This is a genomic window from Paenibacillus sp. SZ31, from assembly GCF_012912005.1.
Classification (GTDB): domain Bacteria; phylum Bacillota; class Bacilli; order Paenibacillales; family Paenibacillaceae; genus Paenibacillus.
In genome coordinates this window covers 136476-154245 of record NZ_JABBEA010000014.1, presented here as the reverse complement: position 1 = coordinate 154245, position 17770 = coordinate 136476, and the positions used below count along the sequence as shown (strand labels likewise).

The window sequence follows — 17770 nt, the reverse complement described above, 5'->3', positions numbered from 1 at the left end:
GGCTTGTCTCAAACTTTCGCGTTCATTCTGCAAGCAGAATGTTTACTCACTCGTTGTTCAGTTTTCAAAGATCAAACTTGTTTCGCTGCCGAACGTTGTTCTCTTCAGCAACTTTTATATCATAACACTTCCGAACCAACTTAGCAAGCTCTTTTTTTCAAGTTTCTTTCGAAGCTTATTTGTTTTGCTTGCGGCACTGTGTTTCTTGTGTTTTTTTGGCCGGAAATAGAATATACCATATGCACAACATAATTACTACTTGTAAAATATCCCATCTTTGAACTTCTCGTTTATTTGAAATAATCTCTTTTCAAACTATTCTTCTCGATGGCAATATCCTCTTACTATACCCTACATACACTCGCCAGTCTATTCTGTCTCAATATAGGTTACGAATAGAACCGATCAGCATCATTACGTTCTATATAATAAGAACCACAATATCATATGGGAGAATAATGCTATCTATTATTTAGATATCGAATATAGTAATTGTACTCACTCTTCAGTGATATTAATAGATTATGGTCTTCACTTCTTTACTTGTTACGCTTTGAACCTGCCCATCATTATCGTGTCGTAATACTGTCCATCCGCATGTCTACGATCCCTTTCCAAAATGCCTTCGATCTCGAACCCACTCTTTTGATATAACTCGATTGCCTTTTCGTTGGATGCTAACACGTTTAACGTCATCTTCTCAACACCAGTCTGGTCTGCCCATTCCATCGACTGTTTCAACAAGTGCTTGCCAATCCCATGTCCCCAAAACTCTCTGGCTACACACACACCGAACTCAACCTTATGGCTAAATCTCTTCAACTCTATGCCTTCACATCGAGAGTATCCCACAATCTCGCCCGCTACTTCAGCAACGAGGAACAGATTCCGCGACTTCTCGGTGTCCACATGGATGATACGCCTAAACCCGGCTGGGTCGATATATGCCTCGCCCTCTTCACGATCCATATTCTCGGTTTCTCCGTCCAGTTGTACACGAAATGAAGACAAGGCCTCTGCATCCTTTTCCTGTGCCGATCTAATCGAGTAAGATACTCCTTTAATGAAATAATCCTGCTGTTCGATAATCATAAGAACCAATCCGCCTATTCCACTTAAATTAAATATTCTATACTCTCTACTGCTCTACCCCACCTCAGACGGACTCTTGCCCGTAAGCATCTTGAATACCTGACTGAAATACGTAGCATTACGGAACCCCGTCATCTCACTTACCTCATATACCATGTAATGTCCCGACTGCAACAGTTCCAACGCTCGCTGAATCCGGTACCCGTTCAAATAACTCACGAAATTCTCCCCGGTCACCCTTTTGAACAGTTGACTCAAATACTTCGGATGCACGAATAGCCCTTTGGCAATGGCTTCAAAACTGATCTCTTCGGCGTAATGCAGCTCCACATACTGTTTCACCTGCTCTATCAGTTTATTGGTTTTCTTCTCGCCCATCTCTTTGCGTATCTGTTCGAGCCAGTTGCAGATAATACGATCCATCCAGCTTACCAGATCATGCAAAGCATATTTCGATTGAATTTCACGCAGAAAATCACTCATCGCCATTGGCTGGGGTAACATAGGGTGAAGTCGGTTCCAACTATGAATCAACGTGTCAAACAGACTGACGGCCACCACCTGTACATCCTGTATCCCAACACAGTTACCCTCTTTCAGCAGAAGGCGAATATGATGCCATACCTCTTCCGCCAGATCAGGTCTGATATCCGTCCAAGCCTCATTCCATTGACGAAGCATTAACGAATAATCGGTCACACTTGGTTCTGTATCCTCTGAAGCTTCATAGTGGTAGATACGACTTCCACCTTGAAACTCTGCTGTTTCCACCGCTTCCCGGCTCTCCAGATAAGAATCTATCACCTCACATGGGTGACTTTTGGATCTTCCTATTCCAGCACTTACTTCGATTTTAAGATACGTAAAGATCTGATCGATCATCCTCTCCACGAGTGGCAAAACCTCCTCCAGCTGATCCTCATCCTCTTGGTCTCCTAATAGAAGCAACACAAATACCTGATCCGAATAATCAACAATCTCTACCTGACCATTCATGCGCGCCGTATGCTCTTTCACTGTCTCCAGAATAATATCGGCCGCCCCATAGCGGAGAAGCTGCCAGTCTCGTTCTTTCATCCTTGTCAAAAATACGGGGCGATTCAGTTGCAGACTAATGGCGCGTGTCTGGGAGGACATATGAATGCCTATATAGTCCATGCGTTCTTTAGGCAGCTCGTCTGCCCGATATCGCGTAGTCAGCAGTTCGTGAAGAAATTGTTTGCGCAAATACGGAAGTACCCGTCCAACCTCCTGCTTGTACGTCTGCTCCAGTCGCTCATGCCGCTCTCGCACATCTTGTTCCAGCAATACCTCCCTCAGCACAGACTCAATCTCCTCCACCTCCGCCGGCTTTAGCAAAAAGTGATTTACCCCCCAGCGCATAGCTGCCCGGGCGTTCTCGAATTCGTCATATCCACTGAGGATGATGATCGGCAGATGGGGATGATCACGTCGTAACGTCTGCGTAATCTCAAGCCCGGTCATCCCCGGCAGATAGACATCCGTCATAACAAGATCGGGATGCATGCGTTGAAAAAGATCAATTGCATCCAAGCCATTCGAAGCAGTACCTGCAATGCTGAGGCCCAGGGAAGGCCAATCAATATGTTCAGTTAGTGCCTTAACAATATGCGGATCATCATCTACAAGCATAATGGTCTTCATCCTTTTTCACCGTCCAGCCACAGATTTAATTGCTCGTCTGTCTCTATGCGCGGCAGCGTAATGGTCACTTCCACGCCGCCCAACTCTCCATCGCTTAGTTGAACGCCATATCTTTTTCCGCAATACAGCTGAATACGCTGATGTACATTCCGTACACCGATGCCACACGTCTCTTCGAGTTTCCACCCCTCCGGCAAACCTTGCCCATTATCCGTGATACGAATGACGATATCCGCGTGGGTGCTTTCCGCTTCGTGCATGTGGACCTGAATTCGAAGTGTGCCTTCTTCGGGATGTGCGTGCATAACAGCATTTTCAATAAAGGGCTGCAAAATGATCTTGGGGATGTAACAACCGCGAATACGCGGATCGATATGTTCCTGATATTGAATAGAGAAGGGTAGACGCTCTGACTGAATGCTGACGTAGCAACGCGCATGCTCCAACTCATCCCGTACCCGAATAAATAATCTCCCCCCACTCAGTCCGATCCGTAACAGCTTACTGAGTTGTACAATCATACGACTGATATCCTTAGCTTCGTAATCAAGCGCGCGCCAGTGGATCATGTCGAGGGTGTTGTATAGAAAATGGGGTTTGATCTGGGCCTCAAGCAAGCCCGTCTGGGCTTCCCGCTTAGCACGGCTCTCATCCTTCACCTGTTCCATCAGCGTTGTGAGCTGTGAAGCCATATGATTGAAACCATACGCCAAATGGGCGTATTCTTCCGTAAACGAAAGTTGCACCCGAGTATCGAAGTCCCCTTTCTCCAATTGTCTCATTCGTTTAATCAATTGACGTAGAGGACGAATAATCCGCCGCACGAACAAATACGCAAGTATTGCCGAGCATAACAACCCCAGCACTGCAATGCCAAGAATCTGCCACCCTGCGTGTCTGACAGGGGATAACAGCATATAAACAGGAATAGTCTGCACCAGACGCCACTGAAGCATCGCTGGTCTGGAATATAGAACAAGCTGAGAGCCCCCGGGTTTACCGGAGACCACTTCGAACCCGTCCTCTCCACGCTGGACGTGTTGCTGAATCCATGCACTATCTATAATAGAAGAAGAGTATTCACCCTCACCACTTGTAGCGGGGTCATCTGGCCACTTAGATCCCTCGATGGGATCAGCTTCACCCATTTGCATGACGACATTGCCAGCCGTATCCACCAGCAGTACCTTGCCATCCAATACCATAGGCATATCCGCAAACCTGCGTACAATATCTGCGCGACTCAGCCGGATAAGCACATAGGCAACCGTACCCCCTCGGCTGTCAAAGATTCGCTGGGAGTATCCAATTAACGATTGACCAGATTCATTCTCGCGTAAAGGTACCCATGCTGCATCTGCCTGTTCCAGTGCATCGAACCAGGAATCACCGGATATTGTGCCTACCGGGAATATGCGATCAGGCATGGTAACAGCTACACCGTTAAATGCATCCGTGTACAACTCTATAGAAGTAATGCCTTCACTGACGACCAGCGTATGATCCAATATACGGGAAACTTCCCGCCGTTGATGAATCTGCGAAAGTCTTCCGGTCTCCATCGTTTCGAGCAGATTGGACAGTTCCCGATTGCTAGCCAAAGCATAGGCCGTTCCGGTTACCCCTGTGATGAAATCAAATCCCCGACGTGTGCTCTCGTTCAAAAGAGCCAGGCGTGCTTTGCTAATCTCGGCAAAGGTGACTGCTGAGAAGGACTGATATGACAGCCAGACGATCACCGAGACGAGCAGCAGGTTAAACGCAATAAAGCAAGTCACCATCAATGTGGAGAGCTTGCTTTGTTGCAGCTTTTGATTAATGAATGAAGACCATCTTCCTTTCCACATGCGAAAATCAACTCGTTTCGTCTTGGAATTACCCTTTGAGTCCAGAGGTTGCGATTCCTTCCACGAAGTACTTTTGACACACGATAAATACGATAAAACATGGCACCAGCGACAATACCGACATCGCAAACATCGGACCCCAATCGGATTGAGAGCTGGAATCAAGGAACAAGCGCAGACCTAACGGCACTGTATATTTGCTCACGTCACTCAGGTAGATCAACTGACTAAAGAAGTCGTCCCATGTCCACAAGAACGTAAAGATCATCGTGGTGACCAATGCTGGGAAAGCCAGTGGAATAATGATTTTGGTGTATATTTTCACAGGACCGCATCCATCGATGGTGGCCGCCTCATCCAACTCTTTGGGCAATCCCCGGAAGAACTGCACCATGAGAAAAATGAAGAATGCGTCGGTCGCTAGCCATTTCGGCACGACGAGGGGCAGATACGTATTCACCCACTCCAGGTGGTTGAAAAGGATATACTGTGGGATCAGCGTCACATGATGTGGCAGCATGATCGTCATGAGCATCAGGCCGAAGCAGATGGCTTTGAAACGAAAATTCAGTCGGGCGAAGGCATACGCCGCCATAGAGCAGGAAATGACATTGCCCAGCACGGCGCCGAGCGACAGTACGACAGAGTTGGTCAGGAAACGGGAGAACGGATTACCCTGAATTCCCGACCAGCCATTCATGTAATTTTGCCAATTCCATTCCTGCGGCCAGAACCAGGTCTCTGTAAAGATCATATGTCCCGGTTTGAACGAGCTACCGAGCATCCAGAGAATTGGATAGAGCATGACAAAGGCGATGCCAGAGATCAGCACATGTTTGCCGACGACCCACGCTGTCGAGTTCCGTTGTCCAATCATGATTTCCCACCATCCTCATAGTGCACCCACAGCTTGCTACTGCGGAATACGAGCAATGTAAATACGCCAATCAGGATCACCAGCACCCAGGCCATCGCGGAAGCATAGCCCATCTGAAAGAATGAGAATCCTTTTTTGTACAGATACAGAGAGTACATTAAGGTTGAATTCACTGGCCCTCCGCTGCCGTTACTGATGACGAAAGCCTGCGTGAACGATTGAAAGGACGTAATCAGCTGCATGACGAGATTGAAGAAGATGACGGGTGACAGAATCGGCAACGTTATATAGAAGAATCTCCGCAGAGGACCTGCACCATCTACCGCCGAGGCTTCATCATACTCGGGTGGAATCTGCTTCAGCCCTGCCAGGAAGATAATCATCGATGATCCGAACTGCCACACGGATAACAGCACAATGGAGTACAGCGCATACTTCGGATTGGCAACCCAATCGGGCGCCTTAATTCCTACCATGGCAAGAACACTATTGAGCAACCCGTCCCCACCCAGCATTTTACGCCACAACATCGCAATCGCCACGCTACCTCCAAGTAATGTCGGGATGTAATACACCGTCCGGTAAATACCGAGCCCTCGAATCCCTTTGTTGAGCAACATCGCTACAAGCAGTGCGAAGATCAATTTGACCGGTACGGATACAGCGACATATGTGAACGTTACCTGGAGTGATTTGGTGAACAGTTTATCGGACGTAAACATGGTCGTGTAGTTATCCAGACCGACCCAGGAAGGGGCGGCCAGGATACTGTAATCGGTGAACGAAATGTATAACGATACCAACATGGGACCCAAGGTGAGAAATAACAACCCGACAAGCCATGGGGCGAGGAACAGAAGCGCGGCTCCATTATGCGCATATCTCCGTTTTACCCGCCGGGTAGCTACACTCTCGATTCGGGCTTGACTGACCTGAGATGTAGTCATTTTCGCAACCTCCCCGCAGAATTAGAAGTCTGGAACGGTTTCAACGGTTTATTGACTCGATCCAAGCGTAGCCTTAGCTCCTTCAATAAACTGTGCAATCACATCCGGAGTATTACCTTGACCGAAGGCAATCTGCTCGCTTGCGCTCTTGAAACTCGTGTCCACTTCAGCAAATCCTTGCGGGTATGGCGGGTCAATCTCGCTGGAGTTCTTCGATACAATATCGATAAATTGGAAAATGGCTTGCTCTGCTTCCGGTAATGTAGGCTGCAGCTGTTCACGAATGCTGGAATTGACTGGCACCCCACGTTCAGAGCCGAGAATGGCAGTAGCTTCTGGATCATTGACCATAAAGTCAATGAACATGGCCACTTCTTTGGCATGCTTTGTTTTGCCATAACCGGAGATGAACTGACTTGGTTTCAGATATTCCCCGATCTGTTTCTCATCTACACCATGCGGAAGCACTTGTATGCCAAGCTTATGATCCTGGTTTTTATTCACCTGCTGGAATGTCAGCAATTGATTAGACCACGCAAAATCCATGGCAGCTGTTCCAAGTGAGATCGGGCGTGTCTCCAGCGCATTCGTTGTGGATGCCGTTATCTCCGCTGTGGTAACTCCACCATTCTCACGAAGTGCACCCCACATATCGAACCATTGTTGAAGCTCCTCGCTGGTAGCGGTCATCGTGCCACCGTCGAACAATCCTTTCCCGGATTGCCGGATAAACACTTCAAACATGTTGGTTGTACCTGAGATGTCTGCAGATCCATAGAATCCATCCCCTTTGGTTGCGGCGATCTTGGTCGCAATATCCCCAAAATCCCTCCATGTCCAGCTCTCTTGTGGTTCTGCGATACCTAATTCCTGAAATACGGTGGCGTCATAGATGACACCTGGTGCGTTAACTCCGAGGGTAATTGCATATAATTTATCGTCAATCGAACCGGCTGTAATCATGCTCTGATCATGATCCTCTATCCGCAGCTCTTTGCTCTCTGCAAACGGAGTCAGGTCAAGCAAGGCACCACGCCGGGCAAAGTCAGTCAGAAAGGCGTAATCCATCTGGATGATATCCGGTGCATTCGAACCAGCTACCTGTGTAGTCAACTTGTCAAAATAACCGTCCCAACCGGAGTATTCAGGCTTAATGGTGATTCCCGGATGTTTATCTTCAAACAACTGGATCACTTTGGTTGTCAGATCATGTCTAGTCTGTGATCCCCACCAGGTCATGCGCAGCTCAACCTTACCTGATGAATCTCCCTCACTTCCACTTGCTTCACCAGAAGAAGATGGTGTATCGGTGGCCCCTCCAGAACAGGCTGTAGCGAACAATAACAGGGACAGGCAGAACAGGGTTACCCACTTTTTCGTGATCATCATAAATGAATTTCCTCCCCTTCTTGCATTTATGGAATCGCTTACAAAACCTATTGTATCGGTCCATTGCTGCACATGACATAAACAAAAGTAAGCTTTCCTGTCAAAAAAGTAAGGAGTTACAGGAATCAAAAACCACCGGGAATAACATTCCCGGCGGTGATGTTCCCGTATCAGATATGATTACGGGGATACAAGACTAATGCATTAATTAAGAAGAAGTTAACGGGTTGGTATGGAAAAGATAGTATGGAAATCATTCCATTACAGCTCTTTTACGGCCTCAGACTCGTTGGAAGAAGCGCGACGATCAGCGTTGTGTTTCATATAGTTATGGTCTGTCAGGAATGGGTGACGGCAGGTGAAGTCACCTGGTGATCAGCCAAAAGATTCTTCATTTTGGCTACCTCAGTTCCTGCCAGCATCATAATGCCAATTCCGTGATTGTCATTGGTGACGGTACGCAAGTCCTGATCATAATACTCTGCCGTAAACGCATATCGTGATCCGCTGCACACCCCATGAACGTTCCCTTGACGATCAATCGCTTTGCAGATAAGTCCCTTCCATGCCCGCTGGGCAGCTGTGACGTAAGCTTCTGGGTCTTTGAACCAGCCAAAGCGTACACCTCTCGCAAAACCATAGGCAAACATCGCCGTGCAGGAGGCTTCTTCATACGTCTGCGGAGCATTCAACACCTGATGCCACAACCCACTCTCCCCTTGAAGTGCCGCGTACCCTTCACACAGCTCGTTGAAGAAATCAATTAGAGCCGGGCGCTCAGGATGCTCCGCAGGCAAAGCTTCCAATACCTCTGTCAAGGAAAACAGTGTCCAGCCGTTCCCCCGTCCCCATGGAATTTGCGTTGCCTGTCCGTATTTGAAATCATATACGTGAGACATAATCTTGAACTCAGGAATGAACAGATATTTTCGATATAATAAAAATTGTCTGGCGGCTTCATCCAGTGCGGATGAGTTTCCGGTCACCCGGGCATAACGAACGAGAAACGGCGTGCTCATATAGAGGTCGTCGGCCCACATGGTATTCTCGGCATACTCCCCCACGCATGTGCGATAAAACGCACCATCCTCCTGCCGCTCCAGACGGGAAAGCATGAAATCCGCAATCCGTTCAGCAATCGGAAGAAACGTTGGTTCATGACATTCTGAATACGCTTCCAGCATAGCTGAACCAAAAGAACCGCAGTTATCCAGCATTTTCAACATGACCAATTGTTGATTGACTGCCGGGAAACCATACTGCTCCCGATCCCATAATGAGTACTCATACATCTGGGTACATGCCTGCACATGCTCAGCCGCATAACGCGTAATATCTGGTCTCTGCAGATAACGCCCCGTCCGTAATAGACCATATACAGTGACACCCAATGGATAATCCCAGCGACCATAATTGGTTACACTGCCCACGGTCCATTTGTTGCTTAACATGGCATTTTCATAATAAGGTCTGATCCAAGCATCCGGTCGATCTAAGCGCCAGTACGTCTGTTCTAGCCCCGTTTGGTACACTCGGTCCGTTCGAGTCAGATCCGCCAAGTCCGGTTCAACCACCGATTCAAAAGGTCCAACATATAACCAAGACTCTCCATTAGCACCATGCACACGCTGAGGAAGTTCCAGTGAGAGCGGCTTGCCCGACACGGTTGCGTTCAAATTAAAATGCCAAGGTCCCGCCGTATCATTGCATTCACTTCGGACAAGCAGGTCACTCCGCCCAAAAGAGGCTGGTACATCCACCTCGAACGGACCCGCTTCCTTCACTTGCGCCACAGGCTTGCCGCTAATCCATATACTCAGAGAACCGGAAGATTGACCTGACAGTCGCACCGGACTCCCGGTTGAATCGGTATTGTTCAGGTGAGTCCAAGCATAAGCGTGCCGTCCAGGAAGATGCCCGTATATTCTTTCCAGAGCTGGCTTGGTCTCATCCTCATCAGACCAGCCTGTTTCAGGCAGCCACTTCAAACTGTAATCTGCTTCTTTTCCCAACAGGTCCGGTTGTGTACTCGCGGTTCGGTTCGGTTGGGAGAACACCCATCCGGCTTGTCCCTGTCTCTCCTGGAACGGAGCAAATACATTCAAAATGCGCACTTTACCTTCATCTGATCCAAACTGGCAGCCAAAGCCGGCAGGGGTGTTTTTCATTTCCAGCCAAATGGTGTTCCAACCGGGCTTGATGTCGATACTGAGCTTCACCGTTGCATCAGGACTAATCTCATCCATTACCGTAGAGCGGTAAATCAGCTGCTCATTGAAATAGAACCGAACAGGCCCATAACAGCGGACCAGCACATCCAGATTTCGGTCCTCATCCCCCCATACTAGCGCAGCTGCATAGGAAATATGGTCTTTTGGCGCATCAGGAAAGCGTTTACCTAGGTTCAGATCATAAAGCCCTTTTTCATTTTGCAAAATACCAGACTTCTGGAATACCCGATATACAAAATCAGCCTGTGCATTGGCTCCAATATATCTCTCGGCCAGTACCTTCAGCACCTGATCCTGATCTTCTCCAAATCGGTAATACATGCTCTGCGGTTCACTGAAATAGGTCGTCATCGATGGCACACTTCCTTCTCCCGTTGAAATAAAGTCTTATATCATTGCATTCATACCATCCACACTGGGGCACCAAACTAATATGCAGTAACAAAGTATAGCGCTTAACCTAGGTGCATAATCCCCTTACCGGGAAATAGGTATGTCCCTTGGTTATCTTCTGAATAGCCGAATAATAATCCCAGTATAACTGACATGTTCGGTGGTGGCTACAGATTTTTGATTACGCTTACAATTATATTCGATTTAGTCGCCTGGTCTCTTCAGATTAACTTAAATTTGAACAATGGTTTAAAAACGAGAAAACGTTACCGATATAAATACTAGATTGAAAAATTCCACTTTTTGTATCGGGAAGGAAAGATGCACATTGAATACTCTTGAATCTCTGGTAAATGCTATGCCTTTTGTTAGCCAAATGTTCCGTGACGACATATCCATATCCATTAATGATCATGAGAAAGTATTGTATTTTTCCGAAGCAAAAAGTCTGGAGATTGGCGTGAAGGTTGGGGATGAGCTGCATGATGATTATAAACATTTCAAAATGCTGACTAACAGAGATTCCCGTACCGTGGCACGCATGCCTGGTGATCTGCAGGGCAGACCTTTTGATGCCATCTTGATTCCCATTAAGGAAAACGATCAGGTCGTTGGTATCTTGGGTGTAAACTACGCGCTGGATAGCCATATGACACTGGAGACGCTGATCCGCGAAAATGAAACGACCATCAATGCGCTAGTCGGTGGCATCCAGCAGATCGCAGCACATTCGGAGGAACTTACCGCGACCTCAGAAGAGATTCTTCGTAACTCCAAGAAAGCTTCAGAGAACTCGGTCAGTGTATCTAAAGTAACGAACGTTATTCGTGAAGTATCCGAACAAACCAATCTGCTTGGACTGAACGCCATGATTGAGGCAGCCCGTGTTGGTGATCAGGGAGCTGGCTTCGGAGTGGTAGCCAGTGAAGTACGCAAGTTGTCGGATCATACGAAACAAGCAGCTGCTGATATCGAATCATCCCTAGGCAGCGTGCAAGATTCCATGAAACATATGGAGCAGGAGATCAGTCAGATTACAACCGCAACAGTGGATCAGGCCAAGCTTGTTACCGAGTTCATGGAAAGTATCGAACAGCTTAGTGAGACAAGCGCGAATCTGAAAAAGTTTGTACATCAGATGCTGGCGCTCGAATAGTAGTCCAGTTCCGCAGCACCAAGAAGAACAAACCATATTACATGTACATAGGAAATTATGTTTGAATGCAACAAAGCCTCCGGCTGCACTTCCCTTTACAGGAAGTCAGCGGAGGCTTTTTTTCGTATTTGAGGTGATATCACCTTTATGGTTTATGGTCACATGGCTGTTATATCTCTACAGCAACGCCGTAATGGTCGGACACGACTGGTCCATTTTTACCGTTCAAGACCACGGTGGAAGACTTGGCCTGGATTGGACGATTGGAGAAAATATAGTCGATCCGCAGATCGCGTTTATTGTCTGCCCAGCCGGCAATGGCCTTCACCACGGTTGCTCCATCATCCTTTTGCAATGCTGTGGTATACAGGTCGTTCCAGCCTTTGCTCATCATATAATCATAGCCTTCATCACGTACTTCAGCCACATTATTGAAATCACCCATCATATATAATGGCTGGTCCATGTAGGGGGCAAGCTTGCTCTCCGTCAACTCCCACTGTCCCTTGAAAGGTTCCTGCGCATCATCCCACCAGTTATAGTGTCCGTTCACAAACCAGGTTGCTTCACCTTGGACGACCGTCTCGATTCCCACAATCTTGCGTGTGCGGTAATTGGTATAATCCCTCATGTGAGACACGTATTCTCCAAAAGCCTGCTTAATCGGCGTCCGGCTAAGGATCGCCAGTCCTTCATCGTATTTTTGGAACCCGACATGGGCGGGTATCCACGTCCAGTAATATTGCTCTGTCAGCTGCTGAAGCAGGACGTAGGCATAGTTATCTTTTTTAATCACAGCGTCGGATTCAGTGGCATAATAAGTCTTCAGTTCTTCTTCAGAAAGCGCCGCTTCCTGCATGGATTGGTTGACCTCCTGCATGGAGATCACATCAAATTGATGTGTATTAATAAAATCAGCCAGTTGACTGATCTTGTTCAGTTGATCCTCTTCCGCCCAGGCGTGTGTGTTTAACGTAAGTATTTTCATATGTTCTCTCCTGTTGTTTGTAGTATGGCCTTTTCCTCGGCCTGCATCGTTCCTGAAAGGAATACATACCATAAGCATACACAATATGGTGCATTCTTGCATGTCGTCCGCCAGCAGAACCGACGTGTTCATCCTGACTCCTGTTGGTCTAAAATAACTTCAAATTCTTCATAACCCATGCACGGATTGACTCATAACTGATATGATGGATACAACAAATTCACAACATCACGTTATAAACGTGGTGATTACTGAACCTATGTTTACCCCAGGAGATGGAATGATGAACATACCGAATAACATGAGGATGGATGATGCGCAGTGGCAACAGTTGATCAGGCAGGTTGCAGAGCATTTTAATAACCTGACGATCATGCGTGGATTCCAATATTATAAACAGAAACGTGTCGGACCATTAACCTATTCCGAACAACAAGGGATCTCGGCCGTTGTACAAGGATCGGAAGAGTACGAGGTCACACTAAGCTTGCAGTCCCTGACTACAAGTCATTGTACCTGCCCGGTGAGTTCCGTATGCAAACATATGACAGCTGTATTGATGAGTTATGCCGAGCAACTGGAGCGACCTGTGCATGCGATTGTGAATGCGCACTCCAGTACTGCGCTCAAACAAACGACTAAACCCGTCGGGGCCATGTCCGCAGGACTATCCAGCTACGCAGATGCCGATGAACAACAGGATACGGACATTCCGGACAACCAATACAGCCAGGTCAAGGAACGTGCAACAGAACTTGCCGATCTCGAAATCTCGGAATGGCACGAACTATTCCACTCCTGTCTGAGACGGCTGGGCACTGGCACAGCAAGCACATCCTACGTACAGGAAGCAACGGACGAGCTATATGCCATTAAACCAAGGCTATCCGCTGCAATGGACCAACTTTTTGAACTTCATGTACAGCTGTACCTCATCCGATTCTGCGTGCCTCCGGCTCGTAACTCCATCACGCATACCCCCGTGTACTTGAGCTACCCTGCCCAGCTCGCGGTGGATGCACTTCAGAAAGACATTGAACGGATCTTTAACCATGCGTTAGACCTGTCAGGTCTAAAGGGAAACAAGCTTGAGCAACATTGGAACAGACTGGCCGAAACATCGGCTTATTTACGTAAACAGATGATGTCGGAGACAGCCAGCATGATGTTCTTCACTCCGATCTATCGTCAACTGTGGTTGAATTGGATTGTGCCTGAGCTTCAAGGGCCACGGGACATGCTAGCATCGGAACAGGCTATCTTAAATGATATAGAGCGTGGTATAACCGCCGCTTCGACACCTCACCAGTCAGGTGGAAGTGTCTTGGGTAGCACTCAAAGTAATGGAAGTAGTAGTGAGGGACCGAGCAAAACCGTAACACTTCCCCTGCCGCTGGTACTCGCGCAGAGCTGGATGCACTTCCATCTGGGACAAGATGATCAGGCATGGCAGCGACTCATCCATGGAAGCTCGGCCTACGGTTTCCCGCCAGAACAGCTGTTGCATTTTCTTCATGTACTCGCAGATTCGGCTGAATGGAAGCGGCTTGGGGATTGGTTGGTACAACTTGGACCCCTTCTGGCGAATCGGCGCAACACACCTTTGAATGATTACATGCATCTGTGGGATTCGGCCATTCAACATCTGCCCGATGCAGAGAACCGCATGTGGGACACGCTTGTCAGTATGCTTCCCCACTCCCGCCCAGCCTACGAGGATGCCATGCATTCGCGTGGACAGTGGCGCAGGTGGATTGATTTTCAGCTGAGTACGGGAACGGAACCTCTCGAATTCCGCGTAGCGATGCTGCAACCAATTGAAAAAGATGCACCTGAGCTGCTGCTCCCCTTCTATCATCAGGCGGTAGAGCGTTATATCGGACACAAAAACAGGGACGGATACAAAGCAGCGGTGAAGCTGCTTAAACGTCTGTCCAAAATCTATAAAAAAATGAAGCAAGAAGCGCACTGGGAGCAATTCATCACCACACTCGCCGTTCGTAACAGTCGGCTGCGCGCCCTGCAGGAAGAGCTTCGGAAAGGTAAACTGATCTCATGAGCTTAATTCATCCTTACACTGAAACGATTGAGGTTCATGTCGCTTTAACCGGATATGGCGATGCTTTGTTTTACGGAGCACTCAACACACACCACTTTGTACCGGGACAGTCGCTTAAGCATCGATTATTCGCTTGGCATGCCCCTTCCTTCTACGGTACCGAACTGGAAGTTCGGCAGATTGAGGAGATTGAGCTGGTTGTTCTGCCTGCGGAAGAAGTGATTCCCTTTTTTGCCGAGATGCATACGCTGCTTCATATTGAATGGAAGTGGGACGAGCAAGCGGAACATCTGATTCGACTAGCTCCAGCACTGGCATCCTCCATAGAGAAACGAAAATACGTACCTAGCTTCGAGGCCTACCGTGCAGGACAGCTTCAGTGGACCTGGGACCCGGATAGCTTGAAAAAGCAGGATCGATCTTCGCTTACCAAAGCGATTCAGCAAACGGACGAGAGTTATGCCGAAGGACTCGGGGCGGCTTACTCCGCCTTCGTATTCCAACGCTGGTACAGTTCGGAAGAAGCTGCAACGGATCTGAGGCGTGAATTTCCGCAGTTGTTCCCAGAGCGCGGCACTCTCCCTAAGACAGCCGGAATGGACGCCCAGTCCTGGCTCGTATCTATTGGCTGGAAAGCAGATGCCGCACCATTCAGACCCATGCTGCAGTTGCAGGAACCGGACGAGGATGAGCCATCTTGGCGGCTGCGATTGGTGTTGCAGAACAAGCTGGATGCCGCTGTATTGGTGCCCGTCATGCTGGATTCACGGGGCAGACTTGAAGGCGAATGGCCCGAGGTATGGACACCGTTCATTCTGGATCGCTCCGCCGGATGGCTGGATCAGCTGCGTGCACATCTGCCGCGTCTTGGAAGCTCCATTAGCGGCAGGCGGGATGTGCTGAGTGATCCTTTGGGAGATCAGGAAGCCTGGCAGTTTCTGACGCAGGATAGCGGGCGGTTGCTCGCAGCGGGCTGGCAAGTTCTGCTGCCTGGTTGGTGGGAAGCAGCCCGTAAGAAGAAACCAAAGTTGCGTGCTAAGGTGCAGCCAGAGGAAGGCAGTGAACGGGGACAGTCGTTCTTTGGACTGGACTCGATTATTCATTTTGACTGGCGAATTGCGATTGGTGACACGGATCTCAGCGAAGATGAATTCGCCGACCTTGTTGCCCGTAATGAACGACTGGTTCGCTTCCGTGGAGAATGGGTTCCTCTTGACCCCGACCTGCTGGAACAGATACGTCGTGCCATGGGCGGTGTAGATCGGGAACAGGGACTCTCATTCCAGGATATTCTGCACCTGCATCTGCTGCACAATGAGCAACGGGAATATCGCAACCAGAAATGGAAGGAAGGACAACAAACCGAGGAAGAGCAGCAACCACAGGATGACCAGAACATTCGGTTGGAAGTAGAGCTGAATGAGCACCTGAACCGGGTTATTGCACAACTCGGGGGCGGACAAGGTGGCGCGCCTTCTCTTCCCATTCCTACAGGACTTCATGCCGAGCTGCGATCGTATCAGAAGGAAGGTTTTGCATGGCTTGGTTTCCTGCGCAGATTCGGCCTTGGGGCATGTCTTGCCGATGATATGGGTCTCGGAAAAACCATTCAGTTCATCACGTATCTGTTACACATCAAGGATCATGAACCACGTAAACAGGGACAAGCCCCGGTACTTCTGATCTGCCCAACTTCCGTACTGGGCAACTGGCAAAAGGAAATTAGCCGCTTCGCACCCTCCATTAATGTCAGTCTGCATTATGGCGCACGCCGATTAAGTGGAGAAGAATTCCGGGAGCAGACCGAGCAGGTGGATATTATTATCACGTCCTTTGCTACGGCTACACTGGATCAGGAGATGTTACAGACTTATACGTGGTCATGTATCTGTCTCGATGAAGCGCAGAATATTAAGAATGCTCAGACCAAACAGTCGTTGGCTGTCCGCAGCTTCCCTGCGAAACACCGCATTGCCATGACAGGTACGCCGATCGAGAATCGGTTGTCCGAGCTGTGGTCGATCTATGACTTTATCAATCCAGGATATCTAGGCAGCGGACGGGCATTCCAGACTCGCTTTATCAGTGCCATAGAGAAGGATAAGGATGAGCAGCGGATGCAGGATCTGCAGCAATTAGTGAAACCGTTCATGCTGCGCCGGAAGAAAAAAGATCCGAATATACAGCTGGATCTGCCGGACAAAAACGAGATGAAGACTTACATTCACCTTACGGGCGAACAAAGTGCATTGTATGACCAATCCGTGCAGGCCCTGATGGATAAAATGAAAGAGCTGGAAGGCATCAAGCGCAAAGGTGCGATCCTCTCAGCCCTAACTCAGCTTAAGCAATTGTGTGACCACCCGCTGCTGCTGACAAAAGAAGCTTTGCCGGAGGAACTTCCCGAAGACGGTGCACTGACATCTGCTTATGACGTGTACAGCCCGCAAGATATGGCGATGCTGATTAGTCGCTCCGCGAAGCTGGAACGACTGATGGAACTTGTCCGCGAATTACGGGACGAGGGCGAGCGATGTCTGATTTTCACCCAATACATCGGTATGGGTCAGATGCTGCAACAGGTATTGCGTCAGGAGTTGCAGGAACCTGTGCTATATCTGCACGGGGGTACGTCCAAGACGGGACGGGATCGTATGATTGAGGAATTCCAATCCCGTACATTGCCTGAGGATAAGCAACCGTCCGTCTTCATTCTGTCCATCAAGGCTGGCGGTGTGGGATTGAATCTGACCGCAGCCAATCATGTATTCCATTTTGACCGCTGGTGGAACCCGGCTGTTGAGAATCAAGCTACCGACCGGGCTTACCGGATGGGTCAGACCAAGGATGTTCAGGTGCATAAGTTCATCTCTCTTGGCACATTGGAGGAGCGGATCGACGAGATGTTGGAGAGCAAACAGCAGCTCAGCGATAACATCATCACAAGCTCCGAGAACTGGATTACCGAATTGTCGACGGATGAGTTGCAGGATCTGTTCACTCGGCGTCGTGACTGGTCGGGCTAACCTGGATTAGATGAGATATATCATAAAAAAAGAGAAACAAAAAGAGCGAAGTTTCGGAAAGTAAATTCCGGCTTCGCTCTTTTTGTGTTGTTGCAGTTAA

11 protein-coding genes are annotated in these 17770 nt (G+C 48.5%); 3 read left to right on the top strand and 8 right to left on the bottom strand.

Features of this window, described 5'->3' with window-relative positions; all coding sequences use genetic code 11:
• Nucleotides 1-546: 546 nt before the first annotated feature.
• From HF638_RS22695 to HF638_RS22665, 7 genes are all read right to left on the bottom strand, one after another.
• Nucleotides 547-1092 carry a GNAT family N-acetyltransferase gene (locus HF638_RS22695; RefSeq protein ID WP_169482177.1) on the bottom strand — a complete coding sequence of 182 codons (546 nt, stop codon included), beginning with the start codon at nucleotides 1090-1092 and terminating at the stop codon, nucleotides 547-549.
• Nucleotides 1093-1146: 54 nt separating this feature from the next.
• Nucleotides 1147-2757, bottom strand: a complete 1611-nt coding sequence (locus tag HF638_RS22690; protein ID WP_169482176.1) for a response regulator — start codon at nucleotides 2755-2757, stop codon at nucleotides 1147-1149.
• Nucleotides 2754-4604: a cache domain-containing sensor histidine kinase gene (locus HF638_RS22685; protein WP_169482175.1), complete on the bottom strand. Its 1851-nt coding sequence runs from the start codon at nucleotides 4602-4604 to the stop codon at nucleotides 2754-2756. The genes HF638_RS22690 and HF638_RS22685 overlap by 4 nt, the downstream gene beginning before the upstream one ends.
• Before the next feature lie 28 nt (nucleotides 4605-4632).
• On the bottom strand, nucleotides 4633-5481 hold the full coding sequence (locus HF638_RS22680) for a carbohydrate ABC transporter permease (protein ID WP_169482174.1): 849 nt from the start codon (nucleotides 5479-5481) through the stop codon (nucleotides 4633-4635).
• Nucleotides 5478-6428 carry a carbohydrate ABC transporter permease gene (locus HF638_RS22675; RefSeq protein WP_248278232.1) on the bottom strand — a complete coding sequence of 317 codons (951 nt, stop codon included), beginning with the start codon at nucleotides 6426-6428 and terminating at the stop codon, nucleotides 5478-5480. Before HF638_RS22675 ends, HF638_RS22680 begins: the two co-directional genes overlap by 4 nt.
• A gap of 48 nt (nucleotides 6429-6476) precedes the next feature.
• Complete coding sequence (locus tag HF638_RS22670) at nucleotides 6477-7817, bottom strand: ABC transporter substrate-binding protein (RefSeq protein WP_169482173.1); 1341 nt, start codon at nucleotides 7815-7817, stop codon at nucleotides 6477-6479.
• A gap of 338 nt (nucleotides 7818-8155) precedes the next feature.
• Entirely contained in the window at nucleotides 8156-10399 is a 2244-nt protein-coding gene (locus HF638_RS22665) for a glycoside hydrolase family 88/105 protein (protein ID WP_169482184.1), read from the bottom strand.
• 370 nt (nucleotides 10400-10769) lie between these two features.
• Between HF638_RS22665 and HF638_RS22660 the strand changes: the two genes are divergently transcribed.
• A complete protein-coding gene (locus HF638_RS22660; protein ID WP_169482172.1) occupies nucleotides 10770-11597 on the top strand; it encodes a methyl-accepting chemotaxis protein in 828 nt (275 codons plus the stop codon).
• A gap of 169 nt (nucleotides 11598-11766) precedes the next feature.
• On the opposite strand, the gene HF638_RS22655 is transcribed toward HF638_RS22660, so the two are convergent.
• A complete protein-coding gene (locus tag HF638_RS22655; RefSeq protein ID WP_169482171.1) occupies nucleotides 11767-12585 on the bottom strand; it encodes an endonuclease/exonuclease/phosphatase family protein in 819 nt (272 codons plus the stop codon).
• A 283-nt stretch (nucleotides 12586-12868) separates the two neighbouring features.
• On the opposite strand from HF638_RS22655, the gene HF638_RS22650 reads away from it, so the two are divergent.
• Nucleotides 12869-14644 (top strand): SWIM zinc finger family protein, encoded by a 1776-nt coding sequence (locus HF638_RS22650; RefSeq protein WP_169482170.1) that lies wholly within the window; start codon nucleotides 12869-12871, stop codon nucleotides 14642-14644.
• 5 nt (nucleotides 14645-14649) lie between these two features.
• Nucleotides 14650-17670: an SNF2-related protein gene (locus HF638_RS22645; protein ID WP_169482183.1), complete on the top strand. Its 3021-nt coding sequence runs from the start codon at nucleotides 14650-14652 to the stop codon at nucleotides 17668-17670.
• Nucleotides 17671-17770 lie beyond the last annotated feature (100 nt).

Coding starts and splice junctions, on each gene's coding strand:
- HF638_RS22675 (WP_248278232.1), bottom strand. CDS start 6,428: ATGACTACATCTCAGGTCAGTCAAGCCCGAATCGAGAGTGTAGCTACC.
- HF638_RS22690 (WP_169482176.1), bottom strand. CDS start 2,757: ATGAAGACCATTATGCTTGTAGATGATGATCCGCATATTGTTAAGGCA.
- HF638_RS22695 (WP_169482177.1), bottom strand. CDS start 1,092: ATGATTATCGAACAGCAGGATTATTTCATTAAAGGAGTATCTTACTCG.
- HF638_RS22685 (WP_169482175.1), bottom strand. CDS start 4,604: ATGTGGAAAGGAAGATGGTCTTCATTCATTAATCAAAAGCTGCAACAA.
- HF638_RS22665 (WP_169482184.1), bottom strand. CDS start 10,399: ATGACGACCTATTTCAGTGAACCGCAGAGCATGTATTACCGATTTGGA.
- HF638_RS22670 (WP_169482173.1), bottom strand. CDS start 7,817: ATGATGATCACGAAAAAGTGGGTAACCCTGTTCTGCCTGTCCCTGTTA.
- HF638_RS22680 (WP_169482174.1), bottom strand. CDS start 5,481: ATGATTGGACAACGGAACTCGACAGCGTGGGTCGTCGGCAAACATGTG.
- HF638_RS22650 (WP_169482170.1), top strand. CDS start 12,869: ATGAACATACCGAATAACATGAGGATGGATGATGCGCAGTGGCAACAG.
- HF638_RS22655 (WP_169482171.1), bottom strand. CDS start 12,585: ATGAAAATACTTACGTTAAACACACACGCCTGGGCGGAAGAGGATCAA.